We start from the raw sequence: 18565 nt of genomic DNA, 5'->3' as shown, positions 1-18565 counted from the left end.
TACTGGCACCCTGCTCGACGGCATCGCCGGGGAAGAAAAGCCTCACGCCATCAATGCGCTTGCCAGCGCGCTGAACCTCGACATGACGCGGTACTGGACGCCCACGCGCGCCTCGTATTTCGATCATGTCAGCAAGGCGCGCATCGCGGAAGTCGTCGCCAGCGCCGTGTCACCGAAGATCGCCGCCGACCTCGGCAAGATGAAGAAAGCCGTTGCGGCAGCCGCCGCTGAACTGCGACTGGCGAAGTCGGCATGGTTGCCGGAAATCTTCACGGACCGCGACGCCCCGGTTGCCCGCTCTTACGGCACGGCCGAAGACCCCGGCGATGACGAGGAAAGCGTTACCGGCGATGAAGTGCAGGAAGGCGACGACGCACAAGGCGACGACCACGGCGACAACCGCGATCCCGACCGCATCAACGGCACGGAATCCGGCGAAAGCACCGCCCCCCCTCACCGATGGACGGCCCGACCGGGACACAGGAGCCCGCCGCGACAGACCGCAACGGTGCGCTACCCGCGTGGCCGTTCCCGACTGCCGCAACCGCTGCAACCGCTGCGACCGCCGCAACCGCAACGCTGCCTGACGACGCGTCAATGACGTAGAACGCTGCGTAATCCGCGCGGGTTCCGCCGGTCAGTCCGGTGGAACCCGCTGACCCGGCGCAGCCCGGCAGGACTGCGCCGCACTCCCCACATGCCGTCAGGCGTGCAAATCCGGACAGAGGCAATCATGAAACAATGAATCAAGGTCATCGTGATCACGATCAACGACGGCTGCGGCCACGTTTTCACAACCCCGGTTGAAGTGATCGACGACGAATACCGCAACGGCGAGCATTTCCGGATCGCTGTCACGCGCGCCGCCGACGCTGCCTTCGCCTCGCCCATGCTGGCCCTGGAGGCCGACGATCTGGCCAGGTTGCTGATGGACATCAGGACATTCATCGCACGGCGCAATGCCATGCACTAACCCGCCACGCGACAGGCCGGGAATCCCCTTTCCACCTCTCGCGCCAGCCCCACCAGTTCGCTAACTCCGCCATACGGCCAGCCAGACAGCTATCGCTGCCGCGCTTGCCAGCAGCACCATCAACCCGAGCGCGAGTATGGCCCGCAGCGCGCGCCAGTACCGGCGCTCCAGTGTTTGCGCCCTGACCTGCGCCTGCCGACCCGCTTCCTGCGTCGCCTGCTCGAAAGCCGCAACAGCCCCGTCAAGTCGCGCACGCTGCTCGCGTGCCGCGATGGCGAACGTGCCCACCAGACGGTTGCCCGCCGCACGCGCAATCCGGTTAGCGGCGCGGTCCACCAGCGCATCGAGCGCGGCCTCGTTCAGCCCCGCGAGAGCGCCCCGGTAGCGTTCCTCGTGCTCGCGGATCATGTGCTCGGCAAGCCGTATCGTTTCCTTGCAGCGCGCGAGGGCATCGCGGTGCAGCGCCATCAGCGCATCCGTCGCTTCTCTCGCTTCGGCGCACATCGCATCAAGGCTGCCGTCGCCCGCCTTCCTGATGCGATCCGGCATCGCCTCATACAGCCGCGCATAGTATTCAAGTACGGCGAGCACTGACCACAGCGCATCGTTATCATGCAGGTTCAGCGCCGCTGATACGCGTCGCATGCGCGCGATGCTCGCGTCGTCCGGGACTTCGCCCGACACGTCGAGAAAGAGACGCGCAAGCGGATCGGGCGGGCGGGCGCGCCGCGAGCGGCGCGGACGTCCCGGGCGCGTCCAGGCACCGGATGTCCCATCAGTCATCGACAATCACACTGGCAAACATTACGTCATAGTGCGAGCGCCAGCGCAGCAGTTCGGCACGCTGCCCGATGGGCAGCGTCTCTGCCGCCCTGCGCACCGACAGGCGCTGGCTGCGCAGGTCATCGGCCACGCGATCCGCAAGGTCCGGAAAATCCAGTGACTTCCCTTTCGCTTCGATCCCCTTGCGGATGTTCGAATCCTGATAGAGCGTGAACTTATCGGCCATGCCGAAGTAGGCGTTGCGCACCACATGAGTGGTCGCATCGGGAAACGTCGCACCGAATTCGCGCAGCAGTTCCAGACTGTCGCGCTGCCGGTTAATGACCCAGAACACGACCAGCCGCCGCGCCAGTTCATCGAGTGTGCTCGCCAGCGTCGCGCCATAGCGCGCCACACCCGCCTGATTGCGCGCCGCCGTATTGACGATTACCACCGCATCGCGCTTCGCATCGCAGTAGTTGACGAGTCCAATCCAGCCATCCGCCTCGTCAAGGTCGAACGCCGCACATTCGATCTCGCCGTGGACCGCCTTCATGACATCCGGATTGGACGTATCTGTCTCGATCAGTACGAGGCCCGCATCGCGCCGTTGCAGGTGATCGGCCAGCGCCAGCGCAACGATGCTTTTGCCCACGCCGCCTTTGCTGCCACCTACCAGATAGATGGGATTGAGGGTCGTTGCCATTGCCGTCCTTTACAGGTCGTCGGTATCGGGTTTGATCGCAAATGCGAGCGAACCCTGCACCGGCACGGGTTGCGGTTTGACTTCTGCCTTTCCCCCATGCGGACGCGCTTCATTGCGGCCTTCCGTGCGCCCCTCAGTACGTCCGCCTGTATGCCCATCAGGGCGTGGGTTGTTCACGCGTGACGCACCGCCCTGCGCTGCCCCATGCGCGCGGGGCAGTGTCGTAACCGTGACCGGTGCAGGCGCTTTTGTCACCGGACGTGCCGTATTGCCTGCGCTGTTTCCCTTTCCGGTGCTGTTTCGCTTCCCTTCAGAACGCAGCGCGTAACGGATCGTTCCAGCCGTGATATCGATGCCCGCCTGCCTTGCCTGCTCCGCGATCTGCTCCAGCGTGTAGCCCTTTGTCTGTGCCGTACGGATACGGCCACGGATATCTTTCATCGCGTCGCGAACACTCAGGCCGCGTTCGGCCTCCGGTTTTTCCGGCAACGCATCGAGCGTCCGGGCCAACGCCTCCCATTGCGATTTCGGATAGACCCTGGCAACAGGCATCGCAACCTCCAGCACGCATCCAGTACACACCGCCTTCGCACCATCCTGCTCACGCACAGCGCACCTGTCAACGCCGTCCTGGTGCGCCGCAAGGCACCGTAGGAACTCCAGGGAACGCATGGGAACACGAGGGAACAGCGCACGTTTTTCGACGTGTCGTACGCACGCAACGTTTCCGCCCCGACGCATTGCCATTCATCGTCATTACGCAGGCGATCTGCGCTGATCGTGGAGAGCTTGTCGCCGCCGTTGCGCACTGCGTTTGCGTCGCACACGGAAAGCTTGACGCCGCGAGGCCGACGCCGTCAGGACAACCTGCTTGCACGTCCTTGTGACGCCCTCAGGACATGAGGTTTACCTGTCGTTCGCCATCTCATACACGCGCATCACGCTCCCCTTTCGTCTCGCGGTACGCACGCCACTGGCCACGTCCTGTATCCGCCGCGCGCAGGCGCTGCGCTCCGCCTGTTCTCCGGCTCGCAGCTGGAACGCATTTCATTAGTCCACCCGAAGCGCATTTCTAACGCTGCGGTTTGCGTTTCATGTAACCACCTTGACGCGCGCCGATACGCACGAGGGACACATAGACCTACGCGCCGCAGTAAGCATGAGTGGCGCAATTCAGTCGCACGCCGCATGAACTGAAACGGGAGAGCATGACGTACGAGGAAACGCGTTTTTGAGCCCTGTTAAGCGCACGGCGTTCGCGCTTTCACGGCGACCGTTACGCCATTTCTTCGCACGGCGTAGCGCAGCGTTTCTACAGGACCTGAACTGTCATTTGCGTGAAAGCCGCAACCTCTGCGCAAAACGTTTACTCCGGGCGACAAAAAGCGCAATGGTAATGAGTGATTGCAGGATAGGCTACCGCCGGTTTTGGGCGCCGTGTGCAACGCGCGTCTACTATATAAACATGGGCGCGGCCACAGTAACGTTGCGCTTGCCAACAAACGGACTCGCGTCGACCAGGGTCCTGTTGCGTGTTCCGGTAAGGTGATCGCCCAGATCTACGAGAACATGGCGAACTTTATTCGTGACCGGCGGAATAGCTCGCCGTCTGCAGCGGCAGTTGAGAGACCGAGAAGTCTTCCTTTTTCTGCCATTTTGGAATTTTGCATAAAAGGAATTTAACAACACTTGACATGTAGCGGTAATATGAGAATGTCTACATGAACGCCCCCGGTTGCGCCAGGTCTTCGAGATTTTGACGATCGGGATGGGCCGTAGCTCTATACATGGTCTCGTCCCGTTTGCCAAACGGTTTGACCTATCGCGCACAGGATCTGGGTTGCATATATACATACGGCCCGTTTATGGCACATATGTGCCTGGCCCCGATGGATTTCGCTCGGTGACGCCTTTGTACATCCACGGCTTCGAGAGCCCGAGAGCTGCGCAGGTTTTGTCACCGACGGTCCGACCTGTTTGCCACTGAATCAAATCGCTTGTGCAACCGTTGAGAGGTAATGCTCAGCCGCAATGTTCTAGCGGGTTTTCACACGCATGGTTTGTATTCCTGCCCTCGAGCCAGCAACACCCAGATCGTACGGGCAATCTTGTTGGCAAGTGCAACGACGGTGATACTCGTTCCGCGCCGGCTTTGTAGATCGAGAATCCATCTGGAGAGTTCATCGGTAAACGCACGTTCCGGCGCATTGATCTCGAGGTCAGCCACAAATCTCAGATTTGAAATTTCGCCCATCGCTTCCACAGGCCAGTAGACGCACGCCCCCAGGTCTTTGCCTTCAATTCCGTGAAAGAGATGCAAGCCGGCAAAATCCACACGAGGCCGGTGTTCTCAGGCATGTGTACGGTTCCGCATGGCCACGCCAGGTGCCATCCGGCGACGTTGTCCGGTCGATATAAGGGCCAGTGTCCGAAAATGAGGGGTATGATAGCTCTGATTCATACCCTCTCCCATGACAGAAACTGCCATTCGAATGGTTTGGTCGCGGTGCCGCGTTGCGAAGGGCGTCCATCTAGGATACGGGAATATTTCATGCGAGCGCCGATGCATTGTTTTCCTCGCGCCAACGAACCCAAGCGCCATATGCTGCCCGCCGTTAAAGCCCTTATCGCCTGTGCTGGCTCCATCATCTTCGCCGGCACATTCTGAATTTTCTGTGCCGGTATCGGGACTGCTCCCCATGAGTCGGCCTTGACCAAAACTGGACCGAACAAGGCAGAAAAACCCCTCAAAAGGGCTCAAAACTCAGTTGGTTAGTCGAGGGATGCCGCTGCAAGTAATTGATTTTACTTAGCTTTCATTTGCGCCTAATTGATGTGCACGGGACTTTTAATCTTCGTACCGACGCGACTGCGCTTCCAGAACAAGTCTTCGCGAAAGCATTGACCGAACCGCTGCAACAGCACGTCCGTCACGCGAGTCTTTCGCGTTCGGCATCATTAGGAATCCTATCGCATAAACCGGCAATCACGGTTGCATATGGCGCAGCAGCCGTCGTCGATACGGCAATCGATCAGCGGTGCCATATTCTTGATCTGCCGATGCCAGGCAAGATCGCCGCCGCAGTGGCTCTTCCGCAGATCGTTACTCGGGTGGACCCGTTTGGCTGGACCAAGGACTGACGGTTTCTCAAGTCTTCGCCCCAGCTTGTTCGACCTCACCATACTTTCACCAACCGATCGCGAAAACGAACTCACGGACAACACCGGTCAGAGACGGAGAACGACAACCAGGTTAAGAACACACGATCAATCAGTCGACACGGATCCATCGTCCCCGACCTGTGTCGAGCTAATGCTACGTTGTATTCGTCAGTCAAACGTCTATATTTGGCAGATGAAACTTCGCTCCTGTCTCAGCCTCATGAGCTGACAAGAGTGGTTTGACGTCGCACTCCATGCCCAAAGGAGCGGATCATGGGTTGGCTAAAACTTGCGCTGATCGCAGCGGCTGTAATCGCCATAGCAAAGGGTGTCCAGCTGTTCAACCGGCATTGCCGGCGCCGCTTCGGCCATTCGTTCTTCACGCTGCGAAGCTTCTGGATCACGGCCATCGCAATTAACCTGATCTGGTGGGGCCTTTACTTCTGGGCTAACGCAACGCTCCACCACACGCCCCTGTCCGACGGACTCATTCTCGTTTCCCTTGGCCTCGCTGCAACAGCATGGCTGCTCTACGAGAACATTCGCGATACAGATCTCCTTTACGGCATTGGAGGGTCGACCCTTCAGTTTGCACTGTTCTTTCCGTTGGCTGTCGCCAGCTTTCCCCTGCTTGCAGTCGCGATGGTGGTCATCGTCATCGCATCATACAAGGCGGGACCTGCGTGGTTCGTCGATTCCTGAGAGCGAGCACCGCATATTACCGTTTCGCTACGACTCAAGACGCCGCACCAGTCCGGGTTTGCACGAGCATCTATCGCGCTCGCGGCCACTTCAAAATCAGAGCAGTCCCACGGGGTCTTTCGCCCTGTCCCAGCTGTAGATAATGAGTTCGCTGCGCGGTGCGGTATTGCCCGCACCGCCAACGATGTACTGGATATCGACGCATTCCGTATCGAACTGCGCGAACAGTGCTCTCATCGCCGGATGATTATTGAGCGTCAGGATGGCGTGCCCCTGCAACCCGCCCAGCATTCCAAATGCCATGCACTCGTACTGATCATATTCAAACGGCAAGCCGTAGCCCTCTGTTTCCCAGTAAGGGGGGGGAGGTAGAAGAAAGTGTGGGGCCGATCGTAGCGAGAGACGCAGTCGTGCCAGCCCAGCTTTTTCGATATATGCCCCCGACAGCCTGAGATGGGCCGCCGACAACGTCTCCTCAATTCGCAGAAGATTCAGCCCCGGTGGAGAGGTCGTCGCCGTGCCGAACGTCCGCCCTTCAACGCGGCCGCCGAAGCAGTTCTGCTGCAGATAGTAGAAACGTGCCGCACGCTGGATGTCGGTGAGCGTGTGCACTGGTGTATCGCTCAGCCACCTGAACACCTCGCGACTAGTCAAGGCCCACTTGAATTGCCTCACGAACTCCTCGAGATGATGCTGCACCACGAGTGGCAAAGATTCACAAGGTCATCGTTCACGTCGTCCAGCACCTCGACCTCAGCCGGTGGGCGCATGAAAAACAGCGCCGCAGCACCGGCAAACACCTCAACGTAGCAGCGGCGCGGAGGAAATCGCGGAATGAGCACGTCGGCGAGCCGCCGCTTGCTGCCTATCCACGGAATGATCGCCGTTGACATCTCTTCTGCTCAGCGCTCCATCCGCACACCCGGATCGTCGGGAAACAGTTCCCGCTGGATCTCGCTCCGCTCTGCGCCACGTAATCCGCGCTCGTGCAACGGGGCGTGACGACGCTCTACTTCATTCGAGTGGGTGCGCCCCATGCCGGGCCAATCGCGCATAATGGGCATCGTCTGCACGAAGTCCGTAACCATTGCTCCGACGCTCCGGTCATCGGCACTCTGCGATCCGGTCATCGCATGAACCACGCCTTGCCATGCTTCGAGCGACCCAGCGTGGGCGCCCCACAAGGTGCGACGGGCCCGATCACCCGGCTCCGATCGCCAGTAATCCGCTGTTTCGCCGCGCGCCGTCATATGCACAACAGCCTGTTTCGGATAGCGCCGGGTCTCGCCCCGAGCGAATCGCCTCGTCGCATTGGCCTCCACACCATGCTCGCGCAACTGCCTTGCAAACCGCTCGCGCCAGCGTTGCAGGTCGCGCTTGCGCGGGTTGAGACGCTTCCCATCCGCTCCGCGTACCTGCACGCTCAGATGCACGTGCGGATGCGCCTCGTCATTGTGCGCGGCAAAAACATACCGTCTGCCGTCGCCGAATTCCGCAGCCGCAAACGCGCGCGCGGCGTTGCGCACCGCCCGCCGATCCGTGCCCGGCGGCATCGAGAGCAGCACGTTGAACACCTCTCGCCTGCGGCTTTCTTCCGGGATACCCCAGCCACCGAGGTGCCACGCATCAGTCAGATCGTGCAGTGCCTCGCGGCCGAGCATGGTCATGCCGTCCTGATCCTCGAGTTCGACCTTGCCATTACGCGAGATGTAGCGCAGATGACGGCGCACCGCGCCCATGCCCTGCGCGCGCGACGCCTTGTTCGTGATCTTGACCATCACCTCGGGGGTGCGCCTGAGCGTGCGGGCAAGCTGCTCGCGCATGCGTCGTACATCGCGTTGAAGCTCCCCGCGTGACATTCGTGGCGCACGCACGTGCCGCAGCGGATCACGAAAAAGCCGGTCCCCCCAGTTCACCAGCATCTGGTCGACGTATGTCTTCGGGAACGACATGCTAGCGGCACCAGCGATCGAGGTTGGCGCGCAGCACCTGCGTCACCGCACGCAGGTGCGCATTGATCACAGCACGCATGTCCTCAAGCACGTGCGCCGCGTCGCGCGCACCACCGCTTGCCTGCAACCGACCGAGCAACGTCATGATCATGGCCAGATGCTGGTTCGAGTCCGCAAGCAGTCGCATCTCGCGCTCGCCCAGTTGCGGCTCATGTACGAGCTGCGCGCGGATCACCGCAACTATCCAGCGATTGACATTCATTCCACCAGTCACTGCACGTCGTCTGGCCACTTCGAGTTCCTCCAGCGTGAGACGGATTTCGACGCGTTCGCGATGCCCCTCGACCTGCAGGCAACGATGTTCAGGCCCAGGCGCCCCGTCTGGCGACTCGTCCTGGCTCAGCACACCGTGGACCAGTTGCCGGACGCCATCGGCCGCCGTTACACCGTGAAGCGCACACCATGCCTCCCAGCGCGATTTCGCTCGCCCGAGATCCACACACAGTCGCGCACGCGTGGCCATGCCTGTGCTCCTACAGGGACGGAGGCGCGGGTTCGGACGGTCCACGTTCGACCTCCCGGGTCGGGACGCGCTCCGGAGCCGCGCGGGTGCGGCGGCTGCGCGTGGAGGGCGCATCAGGATCGATCACACGCGGTCTTGGAACCGTGACACCCTCTGCCTCGAATGCAGTCATCAGCCGTTGCGCACGCTGCTGCACGCGCGCAATGGATCGTTCGCTGAAGCCCTGCTGCCGCATCGCGGCGGTCAGCACCGCCATCTGCACGGCACGCTCCCCGGGCGACACGACGGAAGGCTCACGCCGACGTGCGGCCTGCGTCTGCGCCTGCTCCGGCATTTCCGGCGCTGCGGTTTCACTCCTTCCGGCGTCTCCCCTCCTGCCGCGCGCCTCGGGATCCAACTGCGTCCGCTCCTGCCCCACGACATCGACCTGCCACGTATTGCGATAGACCTCTTTTTCCTCCTCGCCGATCACATTTCCCGTAGCGTCGAGAACCGGGACCATCACTGTCACGAGCCGCCGGCCGAGGTTTTCGAGCATGACCTGCTGTCCGGCAAGCGCGCCGGAGTCCACCACGGCCCGTTCCAGGTCCACACCCCAGACGACATGGTCCGCACCACCCGTATCGCGATAGACGACGTAATACGAGTCGCTGCGCGCAGGGTTGTGCTGATGGGGCGCACCGCCATGCTCGACCAGTTCGCCCATATAGCGCTGTCTCTCCTGCCCCTCGGGCTCGGCAACGCGTGGTCCCGTTTCGGAGGCGGGAGCAGTCCGGGGCAGCTCCGCAGGCGCTGGCGAAGCCGGAGCCGCCGCACGAGCGTCCGACTGCTGATGAGCATCGCGCCTCGCTGGTGGCGCCGCCTGTGATTCCTTGGGGCCAGGCGCCGCCTCGGGCGCTTCTGGTCGGTTCTCAGGAACGTGCGCGGCCGGAGACCTTTGCATCACGTCGATGCGGTTCGTCATCCGGTCACGACGGGCTTCGGTCAGACGCGCAAAGTCGACTGCCTTCGGCTCGTATCCGCTGACCTCGATGCCGAGCAGCGTTGCCTGAACCCACACCTCGCACCGGAACTGCTCGTGGCCCGACACCCGGATGCGCCCCCAGGCCTTCGCACGGGCCATCTCCACCATCGACTCGACGACATCGGGGCGGTTGTGTTCCGTCACGAGGTACGGACCGATATCCTCGAACGCAAGCTGATGCGGCGGGTCTTTCAGGAAATACTGGTTGCCGGCCCGCAGGTAGCGCTTGCGCACCGTCTCCGGGGGACTGGCAAGCGGTGCCGAGCGCGTCGCGGATGCATCGTCGGTGCCACGGGACGCCGCCTGAGACGCCGGTTGCTGTGCAGCGGCCTGCGATGGTGCGTCCGACTGGGTGGCCTGATCGCGCAGCCGCGCCCGTACTGCATCGTACTCTCGGCGCCGGCGTGCGGCCAGTGCGTCGGCCGCGGTCTGATCGAAGCGCTCCGCGCCCTCGGCGGCGCCCTGCGGATCCGGGACGAGCGGCGGGTCCGGTTCGATCACGTTGATGACCGGTTCGTCTGCACGCGGGCCGGAAGAAGTTGCGGTTTCATCCATCATGGATCTCCCTCTGATCACTGCACTGGCGGGCAAAACGTCGCATGCTCAGCGTTGCTGCCCCAATCCCTGTCCCTTCTCCTGCTCGCGGCCGGCGCGCTCCTTCGACTGGGCGAGTGCCGCCGCCCGTGCCTCCCTCACCCGCGTCCACGACGTGGCCTGCAGCTGGTCAAGCGTTGCGTCGAGGTCGTTACCGAAACCCACCTCGCGGGCGGACTTCTTCAGCGATGCCACCGTGCGCTCGAGCAGGTCGCGCGCACGGTCCCACGGATACACTTTCGCCCGTGCGCCGTCGTAGCCGACCTGCACCTCTGCGCCATTGAGACGCTGGTTCTCGTCCATCCACCGCAGGCGGTCCGAGACAAACTCCATGTTCGACTTCGCGTGGAATACAACGCTGCGGGTGGACACCTCCTGGATCAGGTAGTGCTCGGTGTTGAATACCTCGCCGCGGTACGGGCCACCGTTCTCGCGGGGCGCCGCCATGCGGATCTGTGCGCCGAAGCGGTGCTGTGCGAGTGCCTTGATCTCGCCCGGCACCTCGTCCAGTGCGTACAGCGGTTCGCCCACCTGCCGGCGCGCCGATACTTCCACGACGCGCTCGGGGGCAGGAGCTGGCTTCGGCGCATCGGCTTCCCGCCGGTCCGCGTCCGGCGGCTGCGACCGTGCCTGCGCAGTTGCCGGCTCCGGTGCCGATGCCGTGCTTTCCTGCTGCGTCGGTTCCGGCGCGTCCTGTTGGCCAGACCGCCGACGCGAAGTACGGCGCCGCCCCGAAACCTCTCCATCGCCCACGAGTTTTTCTTTCACATTGCCCATTGCATGGTCCTCCTTCAGTGCATGGTCTTCCTTCAGTGGATCGCCCAATCCCTGTGCAATCAAGGCCTGTCCGTCGGCTTCTCCGTCTGCCAGATCTCGTCGCGGTGCCCCATACAGCGACTCCCGTAGAAGCTCACCAACGACACCGGACCCGGACAGCACCGCCATGTCGTCGAAATCAGTCGGCACGTCGTCGGCAATCCGTGCCTGCGGCGCGAAGCGCGGCTCGGCCAGCAGCGATGACGTGCCGAGCGCGGCCTGCTTCGCATGCTCATACCCGGCGCCGAGATCGGCGAGCACGAGCATCTCCGCCTCCGGGTACCGGCCGCGCCACATCGCCGCCACCGGCCGCAGGTTGCCGCTCGACAGTGCGGCGACGCTGAACCAGCCGGTCGCCTGCCATGCTGCCAGCGCTGTTGCCACGCCCTCGGCGATCAGGATCGGCGTCACAGCGCCGTCACGGAACCGGTCTGGTTCCACCACCCAGTAGCCGCCCGACTTCGCGCCACCCGCGAGGGCAGACTTGCGTCCTTCGGCGTCGATCAGTTCCAGCGTCGAGAAGGTGTCACCGATGCGGACCGGCACGACCAGCACGCGTCCCGTGAGCAGCTCTTCGGCACTATGCGGCGCGTATCCGAGCAGCGCGTGCAACTCTTCGGCTTCCAGCTCGCGCAGCGTCGGGACTGCCCTCACCTGCTTGCGTTCAAGATACGGATGTCCGGGGCCCACCGGTCGCGCCCACTTCCAGATTGCCAGCGCCTCCCGCGCGACAGCAGCCTGTCGCGCGCGCACACGAGCCTCGACCATGCCGTCCCGCCTCGCCCGGACCACGGCTGGAGGGGGTGGCGACATGCGCAGCCTCTCCGCAGGATCCATCGCTGCACGCGAGCCCCTGACATCGAAACCGTGCTGCTGCGCGAGCCAGAAGAGAGACGCGAGCGTCTTGCCGCCTGACTCGCCAGCCGAGCGCCAGGTCACCCGCGCCGTACGCTCGCTGTAGTTGTGGGCGGTGCGGCTCCACTCGTCCCAGATGTCGAAGCCGGCCTCACCAAAACCCTGCTTGAGGGCGAACGCCATATCGACCCATGTCGCGTAGTCCTCGGCCGGGATCTTGGCCAGCGCCGCACGCGCTCGCTCTTCTTCACTCAGATACCGCGCATTCATCGGCGTTCTCCATGGGGCGGCACGACGTTCGAGCCGTCAGCCGTGCGCGATGCGGCTCGCCCACGTTGCGTACGCGGTGCGCCGGAGGCGCGCCTGGCCTTGCGCCCCGGCGCGCCTTCCGTGGGGCGCAGCTCCGCGACGTCGAGATCAGACGGCGACAGCCGCCGTGCAGCCACCGCAACGCGTGCAACTGGCACGCCCAGCAGCATGAAGTGCCGCTCGACGTAGGCAACCGCCTCTTCGTCGCTCACGTCGTTGAGATGCCGTGGCAGATCGCGTGGATCCCAGGCCTGCAGCACTTCCAGATACTCCGGGGAGATGTGCATCACACCGGCTTCGTCCACGTCGTCCAGTTGCACATCCCTTACCCGCCGCTCGACCTGGGCGACGAAACGCACGAGATCCATCGCTGGAATCGCTGGCGCAGCCACCAGGCGCGACGTGAAAACAGGATCGCGCCAATAGCAGATCCGCTCCGCCAGGATCGGCTTCGTGTTTTCGAGCAGGATGATTTCGCTGTCCCGCCCAAGCTCCTTGAGTTCCTGCGGCAGCAGCAGCGGCCGGCGCTGCTCGGAGAAACTCTCGCTCGACCCACCGCGCCCGCCGAAGATCGCGTTCGACCGGCTCACACTGCGCGAGCGGTCCGTGAAGGTGCCGAGCATCTCCGAGTATTCGTTCGCATCCTTCTGCTCACGCGGCGCGTAGATGATCTGCATCGCGTGATTGGTAACGAACGTCCTGGCATCCGCCCGGCCATAGACCGACTCGAGCTGGGAGACCGACTGCACGATCGAGAGCAGCCGCAGGTTGTATCCCGCCATGTAGGCGACGGCCCGGGCGATGATGTGGATCTTGCCGACCGATGTGAATTCGTCCATCAGCAGCAGGCACTGGACCTTCAGCTGCGGATTGTCCTGGGGCAGCTGCCGAGTATTCAGGTTGACGAGTTGCGAGAACACGAGGTTGACGAGGAGCGCCGCCTCGGTCAGGTGGTCCGGCGTGATCCCGACGTAGACCGACATGCGCCGTTTGCGCACGTCGCGCAGGTCGAAGTCATTGGCACTCGTCGCGGCGTCGACAATCGGATTGGCCCAGATCGTGAGCGGCGCATTGAAGGTCGCGAGAATGCTCGCGAGTACCTTGTCGTCGTTCGCGAGAAAGCGGTTGAGCGCATCGACGCACGCGCCACTGAGCAGTCGCCGGTTCTGCAGCAGCGCCTGCTGCAGATACGCCTTGACGGGCATGCCGTTGCCCGATGACTGCCGCAGTACCTCACCCATCGTCACCGGGTAGTCCGGCACATCGGTGTTGCCGGTGCGGCGCACATCGCGCCACTCGCACAGCAGCAGCACGATACCGAGAAAGAGATTGCGTGCCTGGTCCTTCCAGAAGTCGTCGTGACCGCCAACCGGATACAGCGCGTAGCCGATCGCCAGGATGTCGCCGACGCGGAATATGCCATCCGAGATCGCCGACAGCGGGTTATACCGGTGCGTACGGCCATCCTCGGCAAACGGGTTGAACAGGTACACGTCGTGCCCGTGCGCACGACGGAAACCCGCGGTAAGGTTGAAGTTCTCCTGTTTGATGTCGAGCACGATCACCGAATCCGGGTAGCTGAGCAGGTTAGGCACCACAACGCCCACGCCCTTGCCCGAGCGTGCCGGTGCCGCGAGCAGCACGAACTGCTGCCCGGTGAACCGCAGATAGCGGCCACGCCAGATGCCCACGACCAGCGGCGGACCGCTGGACGCGCCTGAAGTCGCCATCGTGCTCATAACAGTCCTGCCCCGCGGATATCCGCCTCATTTGCGAACCGCGCGCTGCCGTAGAGGCGCCGGCGCCCGGACTGTTCCAGAAGCGTGTACATGCCGAACGCGGGTGCGCCGAACGCCAGCAGAACCCCGAACAGCGCAGCACCGGCGAGCCGCCGCCCCTGCTTCGGCAGGCGTCCGTCATGCCAGGCCAGCGCGGCATCTGGCCACGCATGAAACCCGGCATGAAGCGGGTTGGCGTGCTGGCTCGCGGCGAAGAAAAAGGAAGCCAGCCAGAGGGCTAGCGTGAGTCCAGCTACAGTTGCAGCCATGACCGCAACGGTGAGCAGCGCAAGCAACACGTGGTACCCGATCGCCTTGCTGGCTGACCGTCCCGTTCCAGTAGCCTTTCCGAAGTCCATGGCCAGTTCCCCTTTCACCGGAAATCCGCGTGATAGTCCGTCTGATGGCGGCGCAGCGGATCGAACCAGACCTCCGTCATCGACCAGCGCCGGCCGGTCTGCACGCCAGATTCATCGAACAGCGCGATTGCCTCCATGTGCGCCACCACGTCGATGGTCATGAAGAGCAGCCGGCGCAGTGCGACGTCGTCCCATGTGGCGGCTTCGGGATGTTCCTTCGCCATCAGCGCGAACCGCTCGATGGCGACCGATGCGCTCGACGCGTGATAGCTCGTGATCGAACCGGAGTGCCCGGTCGTCAGCAGCTTCAGAAAGTCGTACGCTTCGCTGCCTCGCAGTTCGGCGAGCAGCACTCGGTCAGGGCGCATGCGCATCGAGCTTGTGATCAGATCGGCTGGCGTCACCCTTGCCTGGCCGTGGCCACCCTTGCTGTAAATCAGGTGGACGCAGTTCTCGATGTGATGGATGAAGAGCTCGCGCACATCTTCAATCGTCACGATGCGTTCGGTAGCCGGAATGGACCGGCACAGCGTCTTCATGAAGCTCGTCTTGCCCGAGCCCGTGCTGCCCACGATCACGAGGTTCAGCCGGCCGCGCACCGCCCGCTCGAAGAACGCCGGGAACTCGCGCGCTTCGAGGCGCATGGCGAGATCACGATCCAGGGGGCGCAGTGCCGGCATCGCCTCATCGAGTCCAGCCGGGCGGTGCCACGTGGTCTGCGCGAACAGGCCCTCGTTGCCGTAGGCGTCGAGTGTCTTCTCGCGCGACGACGGACGGCGGATCGTCACCGACACGGTACGCGGCGGCACCACCGGCGGGATCACGATCTGGACGCGCGCATCACCGGGCAGCAGCGCGGAGAGCACCGGATGCAGCGCCGAGACCTCCTGGTTCGTGAGCGTGGCGATCGCCACCGCGAACGACATCAGCCGCTCAAAGTCGAGGTCCGCACAGTCGTGCGCCTGCCATCCGAGATGGGTTTCGGTCAGCACGCGCTGCGGCCGGTTGATCACCAGCTCCGTGAGCGCCGGGTCTTCGAGCAGCCCCGCGAGCGGGCGCATCAGCTCGCGCACCGAAGCATCCTCTGCCAGCCTCGGCAGCAAGCCGTCTGCCTGCACCGGCGCATCGCTCAGGATATGGGCCGACGCGTTCATCGCGCGCCCCCCGGCTCCAGCGCGTAGACCGGACCGAAGTCCAGGTCCCGGGCGACGATAATCGTGAACTCGGCCCCCTGGTTCTGCGTCAGTGTGGGCGAAATGTTGATCGTGCTGTCGAGCACGCGCGAGGCCATGTCATTGCCCTGCTGCTGCGTGTTCTCGAATACGACCGGGCCATTGCTGTTGCCGCCACGCGTCGCGAGATAACCGATCGCATCCTGCGTCATGCCGAGCAGCATGGCCGCGCCGATACGCTCGCCCCAGTGATTGTTCACGTAGCCGCTCACGCCGATGCGCCCCAGCGCGTCCGCCGCGGGCGAATCGATCTCGACCGTCACACCCTCGGGGGTCCTGATGCGTGCCGACAGGATGAACACCCGCTTCTGTCCGGGTGCCAGGTTCGCGCGGTATTCGCTGTTGATCTGCGAGCCACGCGCGATCAGCACGACATGGCCGTCATCCGAATAGACGTTCTTCGTCACCGTGCAGGTCGAGATACCCGCCTGGGTCGAATCAAAAGCCGTATCGCCGACGCAGTCGATCTTGGCGCCTTCCGCCAGGATCAGGCTGCGATTGCCGAGAAAGCCCGCGCGCACTTTGGGCGTCACCGTCGGCGTCAGAGCCTGACCAAGCGGACTGCTGCCCTGGGACTGGCTGCTGGATGCAACCGTCACGTTCGACTGCGTGCCGGGAGAAACTGCGGACATTGATGCAGCTGTATCTGGCTCGCCACTGGCAGTGCCGTTACTGCCTGTCGCGAGGAGCTGCGCATCGTAGTAGCTGCGCGCTGCTGCCGTATGCACCGGCGTCGGGCGTGTCGCCACCGCCACGGGTGCCGACGCGACCGCGCTTGCTGCCACCGCTCCGCTTGCCACAGCGGTCGCCGATGATGTCGCGGTGGGTCCATCGCCGAATACGCGCCCCTGGGACGGCTGATCCTGCACGGCATCGCGTCTCGCCTTCTCGGCCGCATCGTGCCGCGCGAGAAACCCGTGGATCGTCCAGACCGCTCCACCGATCACGAGGGCCACGATGATCAGCGGCGCAAGCCACCAGGCACGGGGACGGCCGCTCTGCTGTCCAAGCTCCGGCATGCCGCGATCGATCGGCCGGTTTGTGAGGTCACCGTTTATGGTATCGGTGACCTCTGCCGGGTCACTCCCGGGCACAACCCCGGGCGGAATCACATTGCGTGGCGTTTGCTCATTCATGGCCGTCGCTCCGCAGGACACGCTTCACACCGCTCACTGTCGTGCCGTCCGCCGGCGGCACGCCGTCCACATCGAACGCGTCGTTCCACAGACCGACCACCTCGTCGCCCAGACGCAGGACGAAACGCCGGGCTACCTCATGTACGACGATCACGTCTTCTTCCATGTGCCGGTCAACGACGCTTTCGCTGTCATCGTCTGCCACGCGAAAGATCGCCGGGATGCGGCGGTTATTCGGAACGCGGATGTAGGTGAAGCGTCCGTCGTCCCATGCCGCCGTCGGCGCGATATCCTCCGAGTGGGACATTACCTGCATCGAGTAAGCGGTGTTGCGCACCACCGGCGGCTGGTCGAGACGCTCGCGCACGAGGGCGGCATCGTCTGCGGCCTTTGTCTTCGCGGCCTGCGCATCCGGATAGACGAAGGTGATGCGGTACATCTCCTCGTCGTTGCCGAAACGGGCCTTGAGCGGCAGCACGACCAGGTCGAAGCTGTAGCTGTGCCGGTCCGTTCGGATTTCGAGGTTCGTGTCGTGCGCAGCAAGCTGCGGTTTGAGGTAGACATCGTGATCGCCACGGTTTGCAACCACCTGCCATCCGTCCCGGTCGCCCGGGGCCACGACGAGAATGTGCTCGGCCGGATCGAGCGCGATGTGCGTGGCGAACCCACGTTGCGCGATGACCCGCACCACCTCGTCCTGCCGGTACACGATCTGCCGCACACGCGAGTCACCCGACCAGCCAGGCACGTCGTAGGCAAAGGCTGCGGCGCAACCCCCTGCCAGCCCAGTCACCAGCGCGGCGGCTCTCACGAGGGTGCTCAGTCTCATGGCGCACCTCCCGGAGCAGGTGACAATGTCGGCGACGACGCCGCAGGGGTGTATTCGGGATCGCGGCTGTACGCCGTCACCCTGAAGCCGAAGGGATTCTCGATGGCCGTGCGCTCACGCGTGAAGATGGACGGCCGGTAAGTGAAGGCGAGCGTGATGACGAAGCGCAGCGGCGGCTCCGCGTTATCGATGCCGTTCTTCCATGTCGTGCGCTCGATATGCACGACAGCACGGCCGGGTTCGTCCGGCACGAGCGTCGTCGAGAGGATGCGGATGTGCCGCTGTGTGTTCGCCCCGAGCTGCCGGTCCAGTGCGTCGGGGCCGCTGTAGATCGCCCGGTAGTCCCGCGCGACACGGTCGCCGCTCATGTCGAGCACGCGGTCGTAGTCCATCTGCAGCAAGCCCCAGTCGTAGCGTTCACGCGAGCGCACGTACACTTCCACCCAGTGCTTGTCCTCGATATCGCGCATGTGCATCTGCTTCGCGTCGAGCACGTCGATCACCTGTGCCTCACCGGTCAGACGGTCGACCTCGATCGGCAGCGGCACCACCCGGTAGAACGGGACCATCACGGCCAGTGCGACAGCACACAGGATCGCGACCACCACGGAGCCCATGGCCACCTGCCATGCCCGACGCTCCGAGCGCTCCTGCAGGTGCGTGACCGACACCTCGAAATCGAGTGCCCGGCGATAATCACGTATTTCACGGGAGTCACGCTCACTGCTCATGGCCGCCTCCATCGGACGGGGGAACCGGTGGCACGCGGTTCACCGGAACACGGTGCGAGCCATCTGGCAGGACAGGTTTGGGTGGATTGTCCGAGCAACCATTAATCAACATAACTAATTGA

16 protein-coding genes and 3 pseudogenes are annotated in these 18565 nt (G+C 63.5%); 4 read left to right on the top strand and 15 right to left on the bottom strand.

What is annotated here, in order from left to right; genetic code table 11:
* Together PQQ96_RS11880 and PQQ96_RS11875 are read left to right on the top strand one after the other, a co-directional pair.
* A pseudogene (locus tag PQQ96_RS11880) lies at nucleotides 1-601 on the top strand (hypothetical protein); the annotation flags it as partial.
* A gap of 156 nt (nucleotides 602-757) precedes the next feature.
* The gene (locus PQQ96_RS11875; protein ID WP_408291801.1) at nucleotides 758-973 is read left to right on the top strand and encodes a hypothetical protein; all 216 of its coding nucleotides are present in this window, start codon (nucleotides 758-760) and stop codon (nucleotides 971-973) included.
* Nucleotides 974-1033: 60 nt separating this feature from the next.
* Here the strand turns inward: PQQ96_RS11875 and PQQ96_RS11870 are convergent, their stop codons facing one another.
* The 4 genes and pseudogenes from PQQ96_RS11870 to PQQ96_RS11855 form a co-directional block, all read right to left on the bottom strand.
* A complete protein-coding gene (locus PQQ96_RS11870) occupies nucleotides 1034-1756 on the bottom strand; it encodes a hypothetical protein (protein WP_408291799.1) in 723 nt (240 codons plus the stop codon).
* Complete coding sequence (locus PQQ96_RS11865; protein WP_408291797.1) at nucleotides 1749-2441, bottom strand: nucleotide-binding protein; 693 nt, start codon at nucleotides 2439-2441, stop codon at nucleotides 1749-1751. The genes PQQ96_RS11870 and PQQ96_RS11865 overlap by 8 nt, the downstream gene beginning before the upstream one ends.
* A gap of 9 nt (nucleotides 2442-2450) precedes the next feature.
* Nucleotides 2451-2993, bottom strand: coding sequence for a hypothetical protein (locus PQQ96_RS11860; RefSeq protein ID WP_408291795.1), 543 nt, complete (start codon nucleotides 2991-2993; stop codon nucleotides 2451-2453).
* Between the two features lie 1495 nt (nucleotides 2994-4488).
* Nucleotides 4489-4611, bottom strand: a pseudogene (locus tag PQQ96_RS11855) (IS110 family transposase); the annotation flags it as partial.
* 629 nt (nucleotides 4612-5240) lie between these two features.
* Here PQQ96_RS11855 and PQQ96_RS11850 point away from each other — a divergent pair.
* Complete coding sequence (locus PQQ96_RS11850) at nucleotides 5241-5582, top strand: hypothetical protein (protein ID WP_408291794.1); 342 nt, start codon at nucleotides 5241-5243, stop codon at nucleotides 5580-5582.
* 294 nt (nucleotides 5583-5876) lie between these two features.
* Nucleotides 5877-6305, top strand: a complete 429-nt coding sequence (locus PQQ96_RS11845; protein ID WP_408291792.1) for a hypothetical protein — start codon at nucleotides 5877-5879, stop codon at nucleotides 6303-6305.
* Nucleotides 6306-6401: 96 nt separating this feature from the next.
* Here the strand turns inward: PQQ96_RS11845 and PQQ96_RS11840 are convergent.
* From PQQ96_RS11840 to PQQ96_RS11790, 11 genes and pseudogenes are all read right to left on the bottom strand, one after another.
* Nucleotides 6402-7198, bottom strand: a pseudogene (locus PQQ96_RS11840) (DNA adenine methylase).
* A 9-nt stretch (nucleotides 7199-7207) separates the two neighbouring features.
* Entirely contained in the window at nucleotides 7208-8257 is a 1050-nt protein-coding gene (locus PQQ96_RS11835; protein ID WP_408291790.1) for a relaxase/mobilization nuclease domain-containing protein, read from the bottom strand.
* A 1-nt stretch (nucleotide 8258) separates the two neighbouring features.
* Nucleotides 8259-8780, bottom strand: coding sequence for a plasmid stabilization protein (locus PQQ96_RS11830; RefSeq protein ID WP_408291788.1), 522 nt, complete (start codon nucleotides 8778-8780; stop codon nucleotides 8259-8261).
* Nucleotides 8781-8790: 10 nt separating this feature from the next.
* Entirely contained in the window at nucleotides 8791-10362 is a 1572-nt protein-coding gene (locus PQQ96_RS11825) for an LPD7 domain-containing protein (protein WP_408291787.1), read from the bottom strand.
* Nucleotides 10363-10407: 45 nt separating this feature from the next.
* The gene (locus tag PQQ96_RS11820) at nucleotides 10408-12339 is read right to left on the bottom strand and encodes a PriCT-2 domain-containing protein (protein ID WP_408291785.1); all 1932 of its coding nucleotides are present in this window, start codon (nucleotides 12337-12339) and stop codon (nucleotides 10408-10410) included.
* Nucleotides 12336-14117, bottom strand: coding sequence for a type IV secretory system conjugative DNA transfer family protein (locus PQQ96_RS11815; protein WP_408291783.1), 1782 nt, complete (start codon nucleotides 14115-14117; stop codon nucleotides 12336-12338). Before PQQ96_RS11815 ends, PQQ96_RS11820 begins: the two co-directional genes overlap by 4 nt.
* Nucleotides 14114-14515, bottom strand: a complete 402-nt coding sequence (locus PQQ96_RS11810; protein ID WP_408291806.1) for a hypothetical protein — start codon at nucleotides 14513-14515, stop codon at nucleotides 14114-14116. Before PQQ96_RS11810 ends, PQQ96_RS11815 begins: the two co-directional genes overlap by 4 nt.
* Before the next feature lie 14 nt (nucleotides 14516-14529).
* A complete protein-coding gene (gene virB11 / locus PQQ96_RS11805) occupies nucleotides 14530-15669 on the bottom strand; it encodes a P-type DNA transfer ATPase VirB11 (RefSeq protein WP_408291781.1) in 1140 nt (379 codons plus the stop codon).
* Complete coding sequence (gene virB10, locus PQQ96_RS11800; RefSeq protein ID WP_408291779.1) at nucleotides 15666-16883, bottom strand: type IV secretion system protein VirB10; 1218 nt, start codon at nucleotides 16881-16883, stop codon at nucleotides 15666-15668. The genes virB11 and virB10 overlap by 4 nt, the downstream gene beginning before the upstream one ends.
* Nucleotides 16876-17712, bottom strand: coding sequence for a TrbG/VirB9 family P-type conjugative transfer protein (locus tag PQQ96_RS11795; protein WP_408291777.1), 837 nt, complete (start codon nucleotides 17710-17712; stop codon nucleotides 16876-16878). Before PQQ96_RS11795 ends, virB10 begins: the two co-directional genes overlap by 8 nt.
* Nucleotides 17709-18443, bottom strand: a complete 735-nt coding sequence (locus PQQ96_RS11790) for a VirB8 family type IV secretion system protein (protein WP_408291776.1) — start codon at nucleotides 18441-18443, stop codon at nucleotides 17709-17711. Before PQQ96_RS11790 ends, PQQ96_RS11795 begins: the two co-directional genes overlap by 4 nt.
* Nucleotides 18444-18565 lie beyond the last annotated feature (122 nt).

It is taken from the genome of Paraburkholderia sediminicola (assembly GCF_046027825.1).
Lineage (GTDB): Bacteria > Pseudomonadota > Gammaproteobacteria > Burkholderiales > Burkholderiaceae > Paraburkholderia > Paraburkholderia sediminicola_D.
The sequence above is the reverse complement of the archived record's forward strand: the minus strand, read 5'-3'. Positions and strand labels throughout refer to the sequence as shown.